The sequence below is a fragment of the Emticicia sp. 21SJ11W-3 genome (assembly GCF_024138715.1).
Classification (GTDB): domain Bacteria; phylum Bacteroidota; class Bacteroidia; order Cytophagales; family Spirosomataceae; genus Emticicia; species Emticicia fluvialis.
Genome location: NZ_CP092074.1, coordinates 4,131,155 through 4,148,652, shown reverse-complemented (window position 1 = coordinate 4,148,652; position 17,498 = coordinate 4,131,155). Strand labels below are relative to the sequence as shown.

The window sequence follows — 17,498 nt, the reverse complement described above, 5'->3', positions numbered from 1 at the left end:
GTTCTTGTCGGCTAAAAATAGGCTTAAGCCCATGAAGTAGTATTTGACAGGTATAAATGCCCATTTTTAAGAGGCATTTTATTTTGGGCATAGTTTTTGCGAATTTTAATGTAATTTGTACCCGTCCCTAATTTTGTTCAATAGCCACGTGATTTGATATATGAATTTACTCGAATTAATTAAAGAGAAACTAACCGGCTCAGAGATTGAAGAGATTAGTGTTTTTTTGGGAGAGCGCCCCGAGAACATAAGTGTGGCTTTAGATAAAGTGCTGCCAACCGTTTTTGGGGTTGTTATTCTGACAACTACTGATCAGAACGCAGGAAAGGTAATGGATGTGCTGAAAGATGGCGGGCATACCGGAGAGATTCTGGATGATTTGGGAGATTTATTTGCCAGCCCGGAGAAAATTCAATTGTTGATTTCAGTAGGCACTAATATTTTTAATCATTTTTACGGCGGAAAAAGCCAGATTGTTTCAGACACTATTGCTTCGTTGAGCGATATCCGGAAAACTTCTGCCTCTTCTTTACTTGGGCTTGTTTCGCCTATGGTGCTTGGTGCATTGGGTAAGGTGGTGGAATCGGAAGGCCTGGGGATATCTGGTCTGAAAAAACTTTTACAAGAGCAAAAAGAAAGCGTTCTAATAGCTATACCGCCTATTCTGGTTAATAAACTGGTTTCTAAAGAAGAAACAGGCAGCAAAAAACCTTCTAAAAGTAAAGAAAAAGTAAAAACTGAAAGCAGAGAAACTAAATCCGGTAGCCCTATGGTCTGGATTTTCTTACTTTTATTGGTTTTAGCATTAGGGGCAGGCGTGGTGTATATGTTTAAGTTCAGAGAAAAGGGGGTACCTTCACTGCCTGCCGAACAATTACCTTTAAAAGATACAACCGTATTTGAAAAGCCAGATTCAGCACTAAGCCAGCCGGTAAAAGATACTGTTCTGGTATCACCAGGCCAGTTGTTGCAGAAGGGTGATTCATTACTGCCAGCACCCAAACCTGCGCCTTCAACAGGAGCAACTATCTCGTCAGAAGAGTCAGCCACCGTGTTAGGCGAAGAACTCAACTCAAGCAATAACTGGATTATGCTTCCGAAGCTGAGTTTTGATAGGGGAAGCGCTGAAGTAAGGTACGCCGGGGGGCTAAGTGATATTGTCAGGTACCTCAGAAATACTCCGTCTGCTGCCATAACCATTGCCGGTGGCGGGCAGAGTGCCGACGACAATATGGGCGAGTACCGGGCCTATGCCCTCAGAGAATTATTAATTGAAAGGGGCATACCGCAAAGAAGAATTATCATTCAGTCTAAAATAGAAACCTCAGTTGATTCAAAAGTAACAATCAAGATAAGCCGTTAGGCAGAAAAACTATCAAAAGGAATGCCCGTAGATAATACACCTGCGGGCATTCCTTGTTATGCTGCTAATTGTTTCAACGCTTTTACAAAGGTGTCCAGCTCCTTAGAACTTGTATAAATATTAGGGGTTATCCGGCAGCCTTTTACAGTGGGCGAGTCAATGGCCACCGTCCAGATTTTATATTTTGTAAGTAGTGTTTTAGCCATATCGGCAGGTTTCATGGTAGCAATGCCCACATTGGCTATACCACAGGCTCTATGGCTCTCTGCCGGGGTGTTCATTACTATGTTAGGCAGGTGTCTTACCTGTCTGGTCCAGTACTCTTGTAGAAACCTTAACCGTGCCTCTTTGCGGTCGCGTCCAATTTTTTCATAATAAGTAATGGCATCAGCAATGGTTAAATCAGTATGTACCGGATTCGTACCCGTATGGTTCAGCTTCCTGATGTCGTCATCTTTATAGCCCATGTCTCCAAACATTTGCCAAAGCCCGGCAATTTTGTCTTTTTTTACGTAAAGTAATCCGGTACCAAGGGGTACGCTGAGCCACTTATGCAGGCTGCTGCCGTAGTAGTCGCAGCCCAGGTCGCTTATTTTATAATTAATGTGGGCCAAAGCATGGGCGCCGTCAACCATTACTTCTACGCCTTTGCTATGTGCCATGTCGCATATTTTTTTTACAGGCAGTATATGGCCGGTAATATTAATCATGTGGCAAATCATCAACAGCCTGGTTTTAGGTGTAATGGCTTTCTCATAGATAGAAACAATTTCTTCGTCTGAACCGGGATTATTAGGCACCGACACTATTTTATTAACAATGCCGTATCGACGGGCCTGCAGTTTAAACATATCCAGCATAGCGCCGTAGTCTTGTTCGGCCATGATGGCTTCATCGCCGACTTTCCAGTCTATTCCGGCAATAACAGTATCCAGCGACTCAGTGGTATTACGGGTAATAACCAGTTCTTCATGAGCGCATCCGGCAATGGCTGCCAGTTTCTTTCTTAGTTCAAGCTTATCATCAAACTGGCGTGTACGCATATAATAAGAGCCTTCCAGGTTAACATCCTGCACATGGCCCAAAAAATGCTGCAAGGTAGGTTGGGGGGCTATAGAATAATAACCGTTCTCCAGGTTTATATAGTCTGGTTTTAATTTATAGTCTTTTCTTACCTCTGCCCAGAAATCCTCATTGGCTGCTACCTCTTCTGGTGTTTGTGAGGTTATCCGTTTCAGGGCGGTGTCCAGGTTTTTTCCAAAAGCAGGAAGAGACATACCCGTTGCGGCAAAGGTCTTGATAAACTGGCGTTTGTTCATGTAAGTGGAGTGTTATTGATATGGTCAATTTACTTTAGTTGCATAAAATATTTCCGGCGTTCGTCGTTCATTTTTTCTATACTGTATCTCAGTGCGGTTCTTGGTATATTTCTGATATTCTTTTCAAGAAATAGTTCAACCTTGTTTTGTCTGTTTCCTACTGCCGACTCTTTCTTCCATATTTCCCGCAGCATCCAGCCAACGGCCTTATGTATAAGGTCATGTTTGTGCGGCAGCAGTATTTCAGCTATCTGCAGGGTATCATCATACTGTTGCTTGTTTATAAAATACCAGCTGGCTATAATGGCTACGCGCTGGGTCCAGAGGTGGGCAGAATGCGCCATATCATATAGAATACGCCGGTCTTTATCGAACAGATAATTCCCCACAATGTCGCGTGCTGAACAATCAACCAGGTCCCAGTTATTTATGTTGTGCAGATTCTTGATATAGAATTCATAAATTACGCGCTTTGTATCTCCTTTGGCTTTTTTCATCTGGTTAACCAGAATCATCAACGCGGCCATTCGGTATTCGTGAATGGGGTCATCGAGCAAAACCTGTATTTCATTTAATGGAAGTGCCTGGTACTTTTTGCAGATGCCCCGTAACTGAGGCGTGGTAATGCCTATAAAAATATCACCCTCTCCGTATTGACCCTTACCGGTTTTAAAGAACCATGCCGATGTTTTTGCCCGCTCGGGCGTAGCTATGGCCTGCAATTCTGAAATGAGTTCGTTCATTGAAACGATTTGACATTTTTTTTGTTAAAGATAATAAAATATGATGGCATACAAGGCCGGGTTTTAAATTCCCGGGTCTGTTATGAAAATATCCCCTTAAAAATGATAGCTATAATCATTGGTACTAATCGAAAAAATTCTGTTTCCCGTAAAGTTGGCGTCTATTATCAGAAGTTACTAGGTTCGTTAGGAGCAGAAACCCGGTTGGTAGACCTGGCCGATTTGCCGGAGGATTTTGCGTTTTCGGCGCTATATCATAACTCCGGCCGCAACGATTCTTTCAATGAATTTCAGACAATTGTTGATACAACCCCGAAATTTGTTTTCATTGTTCCTGAATATAACGGCTCTTTTCCGGGTGTATTAAAGACTTTTCTGGACGGGCTGCGGTATCCTGACAGTTTCAATCATAAAAAGGCTGCTTTGGTTGGTATATCGTCAGGCGTGCAGGGTAATTCGGTAGGTTTAGGGCATCTGAATGATATACTGAGCTATATGGGTACCGATGTACTGGGGCTGAGAATGAAACTGGGCAGTATCAGAAGCCATTTTGATGGTGATGATTTTACGTTTGAAGTATATCGTAATTTTCTGGAACGCCAGGCAAAGCAACTGATTGCATTTTAAAGAACAGACTTTCCATCGGCGACGGCGGTCTGTTCTTTAAATAATTATTCTCATGCGGCACAAATCTTCATTGGTACGCAGGCATTATCTATTTACAATTTTCTTTTCTACGGGTGTCTACAATGCCTGCAATTTTCCAGCCCTTGTCGGTTTTTATCATAGTAAATACATCTACACCGCAATGGTTGAACTTATCGTTGACATAAAACTCATAGGGGGTCCAGGCCATAGCCATTTCTCCATCAATTTTAATATCGTACGCTGTCAGTCTTTCGTCTAAAACTACTCCCTCGCGCTTGGTTCCTACAGACTTCAGCCAGCCGCTGATAGGGTCTTCCTGTAGCTTTACTTCTCCGTTTTTATCTTTAATTATTGATTTCAGAAAGCAGGAAGGGTAAAGTACCTGACGAATAAGCGTTGTGTCGTTTTTTCTCATGCCATCAAACACCTGATTGATGGTAGTTTTGATTTGCTCGTGGTCGGTTTGGGCAAAGGCAATGGTGGTGATAGAAAGGAATAGGATTGTAAATAGTTTTTTCATTTGATATAAGTTTTTTAAACAAGCTCTTAATTATTTCTATGCTGATATAATGGATTTTATACTTCTAATTTGACTTTCGTACATACAGCCATTAAATGTATAACTATGTGAAAAATATCCATCGATAGAGTAAAGTATGCGGCAAAGTTTGTTAGTATGAGGGCAAAGAAAATACCATTAGTTCACCTTTGCCAATATTTGATTAGTATAAATTAACTTTATCTTATAGTATTGGGGTTCATCTTTATATTTATAATCTAGCACAATAAAGGAATGATTCTTTTAAGTATTTATACAAATAGAATCAGTTGGATTACCATGATTTTAACTGCTGTTATAATAAATGATGCTCCACTCCATAACAAACTAAATCAGATGCATTTGCAGAGTTGGTTCTTTTGAGCATATTTTTTCTATGGGTCTTTACTGTATGTACGCTTATATAAAGTTTAGCCGCAATCTCTACACTATTTAATCCTTCTGAAATCCACTTCAATATCTCAATTTCTCTTTTGCTCAGTAGTTTATTCTCATCTACATTAAGGTAAAACTCAAGACTACTGCAATCTTCCCACTCATTTTTTTCAGTATTTAATACCTCTATCTGCTGGATTATTTTTTCTTCCCCTGCAAGCGGTACTTTAGAAAGAAAACCATAGAAACCAATCGGTATCTCTTCATAACCCTGTAAAATGAGTTTATATTGCTGGTAATAAAATCTCTTTTTCTTTTGTTTATCAAGTATGGGGAAGATACTTTTAAAACGAAGGTCAGATAGTTTTTTCTCGTTCAGATTATTGTATAATTTCGCTTGCTCCATCATACATTTCTTATCAATATAGTCCGGTACACGCATCATATGGGCAGTAAACATTAACCCCCCTTCCATAATGGACTCTGCTGAGTGGCCTATAATATCTTCAATACCTTCGCCGATGTACGGATAAGTGCCATTTTGAAAATCGGCCACAAACACAGTCGCTGAAAAGTTTTTTAAAAACCTACTGACTGAAACAACTTCATCAATATGCTGAATAAAATCATGATTTCCTGTGTCCCGGCTCATGATTTTTTCAAGGTACTGAAGATAGGTAATACTACTTTTCTTTTGCATGCTTTACAACAGCCATTGCTAAATAAATAGGTAAATACGTGATAGACATTCAATAAAAATACCCCAAAAGAGGTATTGTGCATGAATCATCAAATATACAATTTTGCAGAACAAATAAACATCCATGCCAAGAGAAAAAAGTGTGAATTTTCAGGCAGTATTGCTCCCAATAAGAGATTCAGCAGTGCAGGGTCCTAAGTTGATTGGCTTTTGGGACAAGATTCTATTAAACAATATTGAATGGAATGGTTTTTCTGGATTTATAGCTTTTCTCTTAGGTTATTTGTTGTGTCCTGTTGTTTAGAGTACGGTATTGTATTCTCAAGTCTGTAACATCGTGACTTTAAATTTTAAATCTTTTGAATCCATTAAGAAAACAATCAATAATAGTGATACAACTAACTTTACTGTTTTTTACTTCATTTGGAATTTCGGTTTCACAAGCTCAAATTGCAATAGGTATTGCTTATAAGCCTATGTCAGGCAGTTGCAAGAAATTTAATGAAGCTGTGGGCTATGCTTACAAAATTAATGGCGGAAAACTTAAAGATATAACAAAGGTAGTTTCTGACCTATTATCTAGTCAGTATAATGTTTCCCCATCTAATGTTATGATATTTTCATCTACTTCAAAAAAGGGTGCGGTGATTCTTCGTTATAAAAAGCCAATAAGTGGCTATAATTGTTTAAAATCGGCTTATGCTGTAGGGTTTGGAAACACTGTCGGAGAAGCCCTGAATGCTGCAAAAAAAGAAATGCGTTTATATTACTCCGGTAATGAGTATTGGCAAGAAAACTGGGTGCATTAGCATATTATCTGCTACGTATAGATTTTAAAATACCAGGTCTAAAAAAGAATCCCTAAAATTTAACTAAATGAATTATACCCTATCAATCGTATTATTTATTATTTGTATTTCACAAGCAGACGCTCAAAGGTTTTCAACTGCTTCAAGTAAAGAGGAAACAATTAGCTACATAAATAGCAGACTTCAGAATTCTTTAAAAGAAGAATATGATAAAATATCATTTACAGGAAATGAAATAATTTTAATACTAAAGGGTGGAAAGAGAAGAGAGGAACATAAAATTATGGATTGGACTGATTTTGAAGAAATTAACTTTAGCAAATGGAATTTGATGCTTAAATTTAAAAAAGAGAATAGTGTAATATCGAAGGGGTATCTTAATGTTACCGGAGAAAATACATTCACAGACTATGTTGATTATATTTTCATAAATGGTTCTATATTTAAAGAGAAGGATGAAAACTTAGAGGCTGCATTTATACATTTGAGTCGGATCACTATTGAGAGTAAGTTTCCGGGCAAACCTTCTTTTGATGAAACCGTGAAATATATAAATGGCTATCTAAGCCAGATTAAACATGTAGAGGGGGATGGAAGGTATGGTAACATTCAAAATATGTATTCTTATCAAAATATTAAGGCTAAATTAACTCAATCCAAATACAATATTAATGACTTTGATTTGCACGTTTCTTACAGATATTCTAATGAAAATTTGGGCATTCATGTCAGCTTGAGCGATATTGTTAGAATCTCGCCAATGTACAGGCAGGGAGAAGGAGTGTCGTCAGCAACTTATTTCATCCAGTTTTATGAAAAGGGAAATGAAAAAGAAACGGATAATTATTTGCCTCTATTTTATGGGAAGGCTAGTATTGAATCAATAGAAAACAGTCAAATTTACAAGGCATTTAACCACTTGCGTAAACTTTGTGGCGCACCTGAACCTTTAAAATTTGACTAAATATTTTAAAACTAAAACAAAATGAAAAAATTAGCAACAATGTTGTTTGTATTAGTAATAATGGCAAACAAGGCGCATGCGCAAAAAGAAGAAACTATCACTTATTATACTTATTGTAATGTTAATGATGGGGCTTCAAAAACAACATATTATACCAATATTTTTTCTTTTAAGGTAGATAATTATCGTTCTGGTGATTGGGCAAGCATAGCCACTGGAAAATTAGAATCACAATTTAACAGTTATATTTACAGACAAACAGGGTCAAGGTACCTTACCAAGGTGGCTATCTATTTTTCTACATATACCGAAGCTCTCGAACATAGAGACAGTAAAATGAATGTGGATAAATCAAGTGGGAAGAATCCATCAATTTTTAACTTACCCCCAAACTTAAACCAGCGAAGTTGAATATTTGGTTGAAAAATTAGTTAAATTTTGAATGCCATATTTGGAGGCAGGTGTCATTTTTTCAATTGCCTCATGGGGTCTTTGAAAATTATAATATCTGATGTATTCATCTAATCCAAAGTAAAACTGAAGCCCTCCGTTGGCTGGGTTAAGGTAAACATACTCATATTTGAGAGTTCGCCAAAATCTCTCAATAAAAATATTATCAATCGCCCTTCCTTTACCATCCATACTCATGCTGATACCGAACTCTCTAATCAGATTCTGGAAGCAGACTGAAGTAAATTGACTTCCCTGATCTGTGTTAAAAATAGTCGGTATTCCACTCTGTACAATCGCCTCTCGTGTGAGGGTGGTACACCGCTCGGCATTCATCGAGTTGGATACTCCCCAATGTACAATGAAACGGCTGTAAAGGTCAATAATAGCGTACAGATACAGGTATCCTCTACTCATCGGGATGTAGGTTATGTCGGCTGCCCAAACCTGATTCGCTCGTTCTATTTCTAACCCTTTTAGCAAATACGGAAACCGATATGTTGCCTTCGGATCGGGTTTTGAGGTATGCGGACCTGGCAAAACGGCTCGTAATCCCATCTTTGCATACAGGCGTTCAATTCGCTTTTTATTAAGTATCCACCTAGGACAAGCCCTTTGTAGATACTCGTACATGCGAGGAACACCATAAAACGGCGTTCGGGTATATTGCTCATCAATTAATCGCATCAGGTGTAAATTGACTAAACCCTCCGACTTAGGCTTGTAATACAGCCTTGAACGAGCAATATAAAGCAGTTCGCTTTGTTTGCGGATACTCAACTGCTCATGCGTATCTAACCAACTATATCGTACCGAGATGTCAGTCAGGATAACTTTTTTTTAAGAAAATCAACTTCCATCTGTAACTGACCAATTTTACTGTAAAGTTCCTTCTTCTCCATATCCTGCTCAGAAGTATTTGCAGGCTTCGCCTGCAAAATCTGTTTGGCTTTATTGAGAAAATCCTGCTTCCATAGCGAAATCTGGTTGCTGTGCAATCCGTACTTTTGGCTTAATGCCGATAAGGTTTGCCTTTCAGTCAAGGCATCCAGAATTACCTGTAATTTGAACTCTGTAGTAAACTTCCGCTTTGTCTTTTTCATCGGTGTAAGTTAAGTCTTTTCAACTTAACTACTGGTACTATTTTAGGGGGGAACTATAATTTATAGTGCCTTTAGTTTTTATTTCAATAAAGATGAATAAATGACCATGCAGCAAAGTGGGTTTCGGAATTTATAATGAGACTAATTGAAAGATTCGTGGCGTGTAAGTTCTGATTATCCAATACCGTTCTTTGAACGAAATGTTGACAAGGCCGTTTTAAGAACCTTAGACACAAAGACTAACAATTCTATTGTAGATGAATATGTGTCCAAATAAGAGGATAAGCTATGATATTGAAGGTTGTAGTCGGTAACCAATAGTATTGTCAGGCAGATATAAAAGGCTATTGTAAATACATAAGTTAATTGATGTGCATTTGTATCAATATTAATTCTAAACTAATTCAAAAGATTATGAATATGAAATTTTTCAAATCAGTAATAATGATTTTATTGCTATTTGGTGCAGAACAAGTTTCAGCACAAACTTTTAACAACCTATATGCTACTATTGATGTTTATAACAATCAGGGGCAAAATCCTCACGACTTTGCTTTTTCATATGACGTAATTAACGGGCAGCATACATGTAATAATAACTTTGAAGTAATTAGTAATTTAGGTGTCCAAACAAATTTCAAATTTGAGATATATATGAACAGTACAATGGTTTATACAGGTAATGTGGTTCTAAACCCATATGGTAAAGTATTTTTTGATAATGCATTTAGTAACTGTTATTCTAAATCAAGTAAAATAAGAATAGTGATTATACCTTAATGTTCCGAAAATCCTGTATCGTATACCTCTGTTCGGCTGAATTTCAGCCGAACAGAGGTATACGATATTGCTAAAACCATAAGTTTTAAAATCAGTGGAAGATGATATTTTTTTTATTGCTTGTTTTTTCGGCAAATGTATGTGGCAGTTGCACCGAGAGAAAATGAGAATATCGATGTTTGTTCTAATTACTTAATCCTGTTTTTCAAATTTTGTGGGTTTGTTGTCGGTTTTCAGATAGTTGCCCGTAACAGTAGCACCATTGCCGAACCCGCATTCAAAGGCTTCGTCCTGATAAATAATGGCTGCACCGCCTTCAAAGAACAAAAGTTTCAGTTTGCACTTGCCAAACTCGTTGTTTTCATAGATGGCCTGATTCCCTGCAAGTTTCAAAGTGGTTTTTTCAATAGTAGCCTGATTGTAGCTGGGGGCGCCTCTGTAGGCCTGCATTTCTACCACTATGCGTTCGCGGCCGGTCTGGCTCACCGATAACATACCCGCACCACCTTCTTTGCCAAAATTATAAGCATAAGTGCCAGTAACACTTACGGGGTCTGTTTGCGTTTTTATTTCAGAGGTTTTCTTTAGTGTAAATATCTGCTCTTTATTGATACTTGGTTTAGACCACGTACCGGTTATTTCATTCCCTTTTTTTGTGCCGAAAAATACGCCGGTAACCTCTGCTTTCGGGTCAAATTCATATAATAAAACCTGTCCGTTTTCAAGCGAGCCTATTACCTTAATGGCCTGCCCCACGCGTTTATAAACCAGTGTGCCGTAGATGAGGTTGTCGTCAAATGTGAGGGTCATCAGCACTGGGGCTTTATTGATTTGCCCGTCAAAAGTTTCTTTTGATAATGAGTTTTGAGCAAAACAAAATGTACCCAAAAAGGAAAATGACAAAAGAAAACCACAGATTATCCGCGTTGGCATAGAAATAGTTTTTGCTTGGTGATGCAAGATAAGAAATTTATCTTTTCTTTGTAACAGTAAATAAACTCTATTCAAAATGAAGACAAAACTAAGTTTCCTAACTTTTACATTTCTGTTGATTTCTGCTTTAAGCTTTGCACAAAAGAGCAAAGGACAAAAACTTTTTAATGGTAAAGACCTGAAGGGATGGGTGGTTTACGGTACTGAAAAATGGTATGTAGAAGACGGTATTCTGGTTTGTGAAAGCGGGCCCGATAAGCAATATGGTTACCTGGGCACAGAAAAGAAATTCAAAAATTTTGAACTGACACTAGATTTTAAACAAGAGGCTGACGGTAATAGTGGCGTGTTTTTTCATTCGTCTATTACCGGCACTACCATAACAGGCTGGCAGGCAGAGGTAGCGCCTCCGGGTCATTCAACCGGCGGTATTTATGAGTCTCATGGCCGTGGATGGTTAATTAAACCTGACCCAGCTAAAGACAAGGCATTGAAAATGGGCGAATGGAATACAATGACCGTGAGAGTGGTTGACAACGTGGTTACTACTATCTTGAATGGCACAGAAATGATTAAACTTGATGACCCGAAAATAGGCGAAAGAGATGGAATACTTGCCTTGCAGATTCATAGCGGTGGCGGCATAAAGGTAAGATGGAAAAACATTGTTGTAAAAGAATTGTAATAGCCAGCCTTGTGCTTTGAAACGAAATTATGTACTTCCCCTCTCTTTATTTTAAGGAGAGGGTCTTTTTTAGCCTAATGCGATTTGTTTTAATCTGAAAGACAAAAAACAAGGCCTGATTTACCATCAGAACCATTGGTTATAACACACACCCAACCCCAGAAATATTAAAAACCTAAACTTTATGAAGCAAGAAAAAACCACATTACAGCATTTGTTTAGCCTGCCTGTAATTGTTGCTGCCCTTGGTTATTTTGTTGATATATACGACCTCCAGTTGTTTGGCATTGTGCGTGTTCAGAGCCTTGAAAGCCTCGGCCTTACCTCAAAAGAAGAAATATCGTCAGTGGGTACAACCATCATCAATTTTCAGATGATAGGTTTATTGATTGGGGGTATCTTATGGGGTGTTTTAGGTGATAAAAAGGGCCGGTTGTCTGTTTTGTTTGGTTCAATTATTACTTATTCGCTTGCTAATATTGCCTGTGGGTTTATACCGCATATCAATTTTATAGATAAGGTAGAGGCTTACAAATGGCTGCGATTTATTGCCGGTATAGGGCTTGCGGGCGAGCTGGGTGCTGGTATTACGCTGGTTTCAGAGGTTTTACCTAAAAATTTGCGTGCCATAGGTACATCGCTGGTAGCGGGTATCGGGCTTTGCGGGGCGGTTGTAGCTACTTTTACGGTAAAATTATCTGGCGACTGGACCATCGCCTATCTGATTGGTGGTGGCCTGGGTATTGCCCTTATGCTCCTTAGGGTAGGGGTTATAGAATCTGGTATTTATAAAGACATAGAGAAGAAGTCTCATGTACAGAAAGGTAATTTTTTTGCCTTTTTTACTGATGGCGAGCGGCTTATAAAATACCTGAAATGTATAGGCATTGGGCTGCCAACCTGGTTTTGTATAGGTATTTTAACCTATTTTAGTAACGAGTTTGGTGAAGCCATGGGCATAACAGAAAAAGTAGACCCGGGGCTGGCCATTATGTGGGCGTATGTGGGTATTTCGGTAGGTGATTTTTTCAGTGGGTTTATCAGCCATTTGTTTCATTCGCGCAAAAAAGCCATTGCAGCCATGATGGCCTTTGCTTTTGTTGGTGTGCTGGTATTCTTGTTTTCAGGAAGTATCAAAAGCCCCGATTTATTATACGCCATGTGTTGCTGGCTGGGCTTGGGAACCGGCTATTGGGCCATGTTTGTAACAGTAGGAGCCGAGCAGTTTGGCACTAATCTGAGGGCAACTGCTGCCACAACCATACCCAATATGGTGCGTGGTACAGTGGTAATTATGACCATCATATACAAGTTTTTTAAACCCGACCAGGGGGTAATTATAGCCGGTGCCATAGTAGGCGCACTATGTTTTGCTATCGGGTTTTATTCTACACTTACCATCCAGGAAACACACGGAAAAGACCTGGATTTTCTGGAAGAATAGACATCAGGAGTTAAAATTCAAAAATCCCGGGGAATACCATAAAAGGTGATTCTCCGGGATTTTTAGCTAATAAATGTTCCGATTTGCTAAATAATGTTATTGGGCGGTATCAAATACAAGCATTGAAAGCTTAAAAACGCGTAAAATCCCTTTACGGATTGCGTATTTTTACGCTATGAGTATGTACAGCAACAGGCTACCTTTGCATATATAATTAAGAGACCAATAAAGATGAGCTTGCTCACTTTGGCCACCCTGATTAACCCGGAACACTTGCTGCTGCTAAAATTTAAGATCCCGAAACACCTCTTTGTAGGTGTTTTCTTTGTATTGGGTAAAGGGTTCTTTTTTGTGATTGTCTCCGCCTATAAAGGTTATTATCTGATGAAACTCCTGTGCTTCCAAATAACCCGGTATGGGCTGTATCATGTTAAAGTCTGAGTCAAGAAAAACAGTGGTTGGGTAGCTCAGATTACCCTGTAAAAGAATAATAGCCGCCTGATTAGCGTTTTTCTGTGCATCAAAACTGTATTTTATTCCACCAACTGATATGTCATTCCTGCTTTCGGCATCCAGTTTTACCACATAAAAATTTTTGTTCAGGTAATCAATAATTACAGGATTACCATACGTTTTTTTATCCATTACCTTGCACCAGCCGCACCAGTCTGTATATACATCAATAATAGTTTTACGGGGTTCTTTTTGCGTGCGATTGTAGGCCTCCTGCAGGCTTATCCACTCTATCTGTTTTTTTGTGCCTGTATTGGGCTGTGCATTGGTGACGAAAGCCACCATCAGAAACACCAGCATTGAAAGTATCTTTAGCATACAAAAGTATTTTTACTTGAAAACGCTTTTTTGTGCCTTAACGGTTCATAATGGGTATTTAACCGAGAAAAATATACCAGCTGTAGCCAGCCTGACTTTCCCATAGCCTACTTTACCTAAAGGTGCTTTAAAGATGGGTTCCGCCTGAATAGTAAGACCTCTGAAAAGCCTATGTTCATAACCAGCCGATAGATTAAGTACGCTGAAAGGGTAAGTGCCAGTTTCTCCCTGCCATCCACGGCGTTTAATATTCGGGTCTGCAGGGTTTTCATAATTATACTTATATGTTTCATTCAGCATAATGTAACTTGTAAATCCGGCACTTGCAAACCAACGGCTATTGGGCTGGGTGGTTATGTCGTATCTCAGATTTAGAGGTATATCAAGCATTTTGCAGGTGGCATCAATATCTTTTAGCGGAGATTGCAAAGAAAGATAACTGGCCCACTCGTACTGATACGGATACGCATGATAACGCTTCATAGAACGTATTACGCCTGTCTGCACGCTCAGCCGTTGATTAAAACGATATTCAAGCAATGCAGCCCAGTTGGTGCCAATTTTACCAATATGGTTAGAGGCAACAAAGCTAAGGTCTGGCGATAACGCCAGCCTGATATTGAGACCTTTGTTAAAAATAGAACCCTGCTTTATTTTGGGGGGTGTAGGCAATTCTATGGGTGCGTAATCAATTTCAGGTAGCGCATATCTTACCGATTTTATACGCTTATGAGGCGTTAAAGAATGCAGTGCAGCCCACTGAAGGCGTTCGGCCGGAGTGGCAATGGCAGTGTTTGCCTTGTAATTTTCGTTAGCTGCCTTCATGCCTTCACTACCAAAGTTTTCTGTTTTTATGCCTGCCGCAAGAGGTTTGTTCTTTAAAGAAAACAATGATTTTTTCATTGCCCCTCTGTTGCCTGAAGAATAGCCGCTGCGAATGGCTTTCGGTTTTTCTGTTGTGGTTGGCGTTTGCTTCGTTTCATTACTTTCTGCCAATGTTACTGGCAGGTCATGAGTTGAGGTACTTGATGTTTTTATTTTTTTCGGAAGCTTATCTGCTGATGCTTCAGGTTGTTTGGCGTCTTTAATTGTTACGTTGTTAAGTTTGGGTTGTTTTTCCGCCGAGGCTTGAGCAGTTGTCTCCGGCTTCAAGCTTTCATTGTTTTCTTTAGTGTTCACCTCAACTGCGCTTTGGGGTTCAGTGTCTGCAGTATTAGATTTGGTGGCGCTTAGCTCTGGTTCTATACTCTGTGTTTTGGTTGCCCCCGTTGTTACTTGATTTACCTTATTTTGGGTACTTGGGTTAATAAAAAAGTAAACCCCGGTTAGTATAAGCAACAGCAGAATGGCAAGTGGAAGCCCCCATTTGCCGAGGGTATTGCCACCTTTAGGTTTAACCGGCGCACCCGTACCGGCTGCGTCAAGTTTCAGGCTCATTTGGTTCCATGCCTCAGGGTCAAAGTCGATGTCGGTCTTTTCGGCTGACTGCCTGAAAAGCTCATCGAACTCGTCATCTGATAAATCATGTATCTTTTTGCTCATTTTATTTATTAGACTTTTTATAAAAGCCTGTGTTTTAGTTGTCGGTTAGCGCTCCATCTATTTTCATTATCATTTTGCGCAGGGTCTCTCTGGCTCTTGATAGATTAGATTTCGATGTGCCTACTGATATCTGTAATTTTTGTGCTATTTCTTCATGCGAATATCCGTCTATCACATACAGGTTAAAAACCACCTTGTAGCCTGAAGGCAGTTTCTGAACAAGTTCCATTAACGCTTCATGGTTTAGCTGGCTTATTGCATTGCTTTCGGTTGAAGAAACATCGTATGCCTCGTCGAGATTTTCGTGGAAGTAGTGTTTTTGCTGGCTTCTGTAGTAATCTAATGCAGTGTTAACAATGATGCGTCTGAACCACGCCTTAAACGGAAACGAAGAATGCCTTCCGGAGGCGTCGTACTGTTCGCCTTTGGTAAATACTTTCAGAAAACTGTCATTTACAATTTCCAAGGCTTCTTCCCTGTTATGGTTATACCGCAAACACACACTCATGGCAAAGCCATAGAACTGCCTGTAGAGCTTCTCCTGACTCTGCCGGTCGCCTTTCAAGCTTGCAATAAGTAATTCTTCAGGTCTTTCAGGCAATTGGTTCACCATAGTTAATACCAGTACGCTATAATTTGGTTCTTGGTTGCGTGCGTAGGCAACTGCTCATCAACATTAATAAAAAAAGCGACAAAAAGCAACTACTTCACGACCACAGGAGTAAATTTTACCTGTAAGGTGGCGTTTTTATCATTAAAAGTTTCATTACTTTTGGCTCAGGCTATCGGGCTTTCTAATTTTTTCTTTTTATGACCTCATATCTAGACATAGGGCTAAGGGCACTAACGGTTTATCTTTTCATGATTTTGGCCATCAGGCTCTTTGGCAAAAGAGAACTGGCACAGTTATCAGTTATTGACCTGGTTTTTATATTGCTTATCAGTAATGCCGTGCAGAACGCCATGGTTGGGCCTGATAACTCTCTTGCTGGTGGTCTGGTAGCGGCAGGCGTATTGTTTATTACCAATTTTGCGCTCAAGAAATTAATTGGCAGATACCAAAAAGTAGGAAAACTGATACAGGGAGAACCCATAATGCTTATTTATGATGGCAAGGTTAAAGAAAAGAATCTGGCCAAAGCAGGGTTTACAATGGCTGAGCTTGAGGCCGCTATCAGAGAACATGGCATTGAGGAAATTGAACAGGTTGACCTGGCTGTATTGGAGGTAGACGGCAACGTAAGTGTGCTGACTGATGATTTCAAAACGAGGTCTCGCAGAAAGCGTATCCACAAAACTTTGCAAAACCCCAATGCCACTACATAAAAACCGATTGGATTTCTTCTTTCAGAAATCTGAGGGCGTCGGTAGTGGGCTGTTTGTTTTCTGTAATGACCCGCTCAAAAATCTTCTTCGATAAATCAATAGCAGGGGCATCTGTTGCCAGGCCAGACGCCGAGGTATTAATCAGAGCAATTACATCGTTCATGGCCTGTCTGATTTTCTCCCAGGCTTCATGAGATATATAAACCTGTTGAGCCAGGTTATGGTTAAACTCTTCTCTTATTTCTTTTAACAGTAATTGTTGAAAATCTAGTACATGCAAACCATTATTGCCAAGCCTTACCAGTAGATTATTGGGTGTTATTCGCTCCAGAAACAGCGTCATGCGCTCGTAAGCCTGTAATCGCAGGGGCGTTACAATCTCTGTGTTTCTTTGTTTTATCTCTATTTGTTTTTGTTCAAATTGTTTTTGCAGAAAAGCCTGTGCTGTAAGGTACATACCATAAAGAACAGCCGCCGCCGGGATAAGAATTTTCAGTAATTCAGTAATTAAAGCCATTATTGCTTCTGTGAGTTGTAAAAATGCAAAATTATAAATTACTCATTGAGAGAATATCACAATGTAGTGATTATTTTTGCCAGTGCATGTAGATAACGAGGCAAAAGAAATGATAGTATTTACACCTGAAGCAAAAAAGGAGATATTGAGAACGTTCAGTGCACCCGGTATACCTGATGGTTATGCGCTTCGCGTAGGAATGAAAGGCGGCGCTTGCTCAGGTAGTTATCTGCTCGGGTTAGACAAGGCCTCTGATCATGACGAAGTGTATGAAATTGAGGGTGTAGTAGTGGTAATTGACCGCCGGCACCTGATGTATGTAATTGGAACAAAAATAGATTACACCCAAACGGATGCTGGCACCGGATTTGTAATTATGAAAGAATGATTGTTTTTGGCATGGTTTT

General features: G+C 39.4%; 21 protein-coding genes. 10 read left to right on the top strand and 11 right to left on the bottom strand.

Going from position 1 to position 17,498, the window contains the following annotated elements:
- The first annotated feature begins 160 nt into the window (after window positions 1-160).
- Entirely contained in the window at window positions 161-1,363 is a 1,203-nt protein-coding gene (locus MB380_RS17635; protein WP_253529101.1) for a DUF937 domain-containing protein, read from the top strand.
- A 56-nt stretch (window positions 1,364-1,419) separates the two neighbouring features.
- Here the strand turns inward: MB380_RS17635 and MB380_RS17630 are convergent, their stop codons facing one another.
- Together MB380_RS17630 and MB380_RS17625 are read right to left on the bottom strand one after the other, a co-directional pair.
- A complete protein-coding gene (locus tag MB380_RS17630; RefSeq protein WP_253529098.1) occupies window positions 1,420-2,682 on the bottom strand; it encodes an aminotransferase class V-fold PLP-dependent enzyme in 1,263 nt (420 codons plus the stop codon).
- A gap of 29 nt (window positions 2,683-2,711) precedes the next feature.
- Window positions 2,712-3,425, bottom strand: a complete 714-nt coding sequence (locus tag MB380_RS17625; RefSeq protein WP_253529095.1) for a DNA alkylation repair protein — start codon at window positions 3,423-3,425, stop codon at window positions 2,712-2,714.
- Between the two features lie 102 nt (window positions 3,426-3,527).
- On the opposite strand from MB380_RS17625, the gene MB380_RS17620 reads away from it, so the two are divergent.
- Window positions 3,528-4,052 carry an NADPH-dependent FMN reductase gene (locus MB380_RS17620; RefSeq protein WP_101728140.1) on the top strand — a complete coding sequence of 175 codons (525 nt, stop codon included), beginning with the start codon at window positions 3,528-3,530 and terminating at the stop codon, window positions 4,050-4,052.
- An 88-nt stretch (window positions 4,053-4,140) separates the two neighbouring features.
- Here MB380_RS17620 and MB380_RS17615 read toward each other — a convergent pair whose 3' ends face one another.
- Complete coding sequence (locus tag MB380_RS17615) at window positions 4,141-4,593, bottom strand: nuclear transport factor 2 family protein (protein WP_253529092.1); 453 nt, start codon at window positions 4,591-4,593, stop codon at window positions 4,141-4,143.
- Between the two features lie 334 nt (window positions 4,594-4,927).
- Complete coding sequence (locus tag MB380_RS17610; protein WP_253529089.1) at window positions 4,928-5,707, bottom strand: response regulator transcription factor; 780 nt, start codon at window positions 5,705-5,707, stop codon at window positions 4,928-4,930.
- A 359-nt stretch (window positions 5,708-6,066) separates the two neighbouring features.
- Here MB380_RS17610 and MB380_RS17605 point away from each other — a divergent pair, with 359 nt between their 5' ends.
- The 3 genes from MB380_RS17605 (at window position 6,067) to MB380_RS17595 (ending at window position 7,891) form a co-directional block, all read left to right on the top strand.
- Window positions 6,067-6,516: a hypothetical protein gene (locus MB380_RS17605; protein ID WP_253529087.1), complete on the top strand. Its 450-nt coding sequence runs from the start codon at window positions 6,067-6,069 to the stop codon at window positions 6,514-6,516.
- Between the two features lie 67 nt (window positions 6,517-6,583).
- A complete protein-coding gene (locus MB380_RS17600; RefSeq protein ID WP_253529085.1) occupies window positions 6,584-7,480 on the top strand; it encodes a hypothetical protein in 897 nt (298 codons plus the stop codon).
- 21 nt (window positions 7,481-7,501) lie between these two features.
- A complete protein-coding gene (locus tag MB380_RS17595) occupies window positions 7,502-7,891 on the top strand; it encodes a hypothetical protein (protein WP_253529082.1) in 390 nt (129 codons plus the stop codon).
- Here the strand turns inward: MB380_RS17595 and MB380_RS17590 are convergent.
- Together MB380_RS17590 and MB380_RS17585 are read right to left on the bottom strand one after the other, a co-directional pair.
- Window positions 7,874-8,710, bottom strand: a complete 837-nt coding sequence (locus tag MB380_RS17590; RefSeq protein WP_253523198.1) for an IS3 family transposase — start codon at window positions 8,708-8,710, stop codon at window positions 7,874-7,876. The genes MB380_RS17595 and MB380_RS17590 overlap by 18 nt on opposite strands.
- Window positions 8,711-8,754: 44 nt before the next feature.
- Window positions 8,755-9,033 (bottom strand): transposase, encoded by a 279-nt coding sequence (locus tag MB380_RS17585; RefSeq protein WP_253523194.1) that lies wholly within the window; start codon window positions 9,031-9,033, stop codon window positions 8,755-8,757.
- A gap of 420 nt (window positions 9,034-9,453) precedes the next feature.
- Here MB380_RS17585 and MB380_RS17580 point away from each other — a divergent pair, with 420 nt between their 5' ends.
- A complete protein-coding gene (locus MB380_RS17580) occupies window positions 9,454-9,813 on the top strand; it encodes a hypothetical protein (RefSeq protein WP_253529079.1) in 360 nt (119 codons plus the stop codon).
- Between the two features lie 192 nt (window positions 9,814-10,005).
- Here MB380_RS17580 and MB380_RS17575 read toward each other — a convergent pair whose 3' ends face one another.
- Window positions 10,006-10,623, bottom strand: coding sequence for a hypothetical protein (locus MB380_RS17575; RefSeq protein WP_253529076.1), 618 nt, complete (start codon window positions 10,621-10,623; stop codon window positions 10,006-10,008).
- A gap of 199 nt (window positions 10,624-10,822) precedes the next feature.
- On the opposite strand from MB380_RS17575, the gene MB380_RS17570 reads away from it, so the two are divergent.
- Window positions 10,823-11,431, top strand: coding sequence for a DUF1080 domain-containing protein (locus tag MB380_RS17570; protein ID WP_253529073.1), 609 nt, complete (start codon window positions 10,823-10,825; stop codon window positions 11,429-11,431).
- Window positions 11,432-11,615: 184 nt separating this feature from the next.
- A complete protein-coding gene (locus MB380_RS17565) occupies window positions 11,616-12,875 on the top strand; it encodes an MFS transporter (protein ID WP_253529070.1) in 1,260 nt (419 codons plus the stop codon).
- Between the two features lie 282 nt (window positions 12,876-13,157).
- Here the strand turns inward: MB380_RS17565 and MB380_RS17560 are convergent, their stop codons facing one another.
- From MB380_RS17560 to MB380_RS17550, 3 genes are read right to left on the bottom strand one after another with little or no spacing between them, the layout of a single operon-like run.
- Window positions 13,158-13,706, bottom strand: coding sequence for a DUF255 domain-containing protein (locus MB380_RS17560; RefSeq protein WP_253529068.1), 549 nt, complete (start codon window positions 13,704-13,706; stop codon window positions 13,158-13,160).
- A 45-nt stretch (window positions 13,707-13,751) separates the two neighbouring features.
- Window positions 13,752-15,248, bottom strand: a complete 1,497-nt coding sequence (locus tag MB380_RS17555) for a hypothetical protein (RefSeq protein ID WP_253529058.1) — start codon at window positions 15,246-15,248, stop codon at window positions 13,752-13,754.
- A 34-nt stretch (window positions 15,249-15,282) separates the two neighbouring features.
- Window positions 15,283-15,861 carry an RNA polymerase sigma factor gene (locus MB380_RS17550; RefSeq protein WP_101727979.1) on the bottom strand — a complete coding sequence of 193 codons (579 nt, stop codon included), beginning with the start codon at window positions 15,859-15,861 and terminating at the stop codon, window positions 15,283-15,285.
- Between the two features lie 197 nt (window positions 15,862-16,058).
- On the opposite strand from MB380_RS17550, the gene MB380_RS17545 reads away from it, so the two are divergent.
- On the top strand, window positions 16,059-16,574 hold the full coding sequence (locus MB380_RS17545) for a DUF421 domain-containing protein (RefSeq protein ID WP_253529055.1): 516 nt from the start codon (window positions 16,059-16,061) through the stop codon (window positions 16,572-16,574).
- Here MB380_RS17545 and MB380_RS17540 read toward each other — a convergent pair.
- A complete protein-coding gene (locus MB380_RS17540) occupies window positions 16,567-17,091 on the bottom strand; it encodes a hypothetical protein (RefSeq protein WP_101727977.1) in 525 nt (174 codons plus the stop codon). The two genes, MB380_RS17545 and MB380_RS17540, sit on opposite strands and share 8 nt — an antisense overlap.
- 109 nt (window positions 17,092-17,200) lie before the next feature.
- Between MB380_RS17540 and MB380_RS17535 the strand changes: the two genes are divergently transcribed.
- Window positions 17,201-17,479 carry an iron-sulfur cluster assembly accessory protein gene (locus tag MB380_RS17535; protein WP_253529052.1) on the top strand — a complete coding sequence of 93 codons (279 nt, stop codon included), beginning with the start codon at window positions 17,201-17,203 and terminating at the stop codon, window positions 17,477-17,479.
- The last annotated feature ends 19 nt before the right edge of the window (window positions 17,480-17,498 follow it).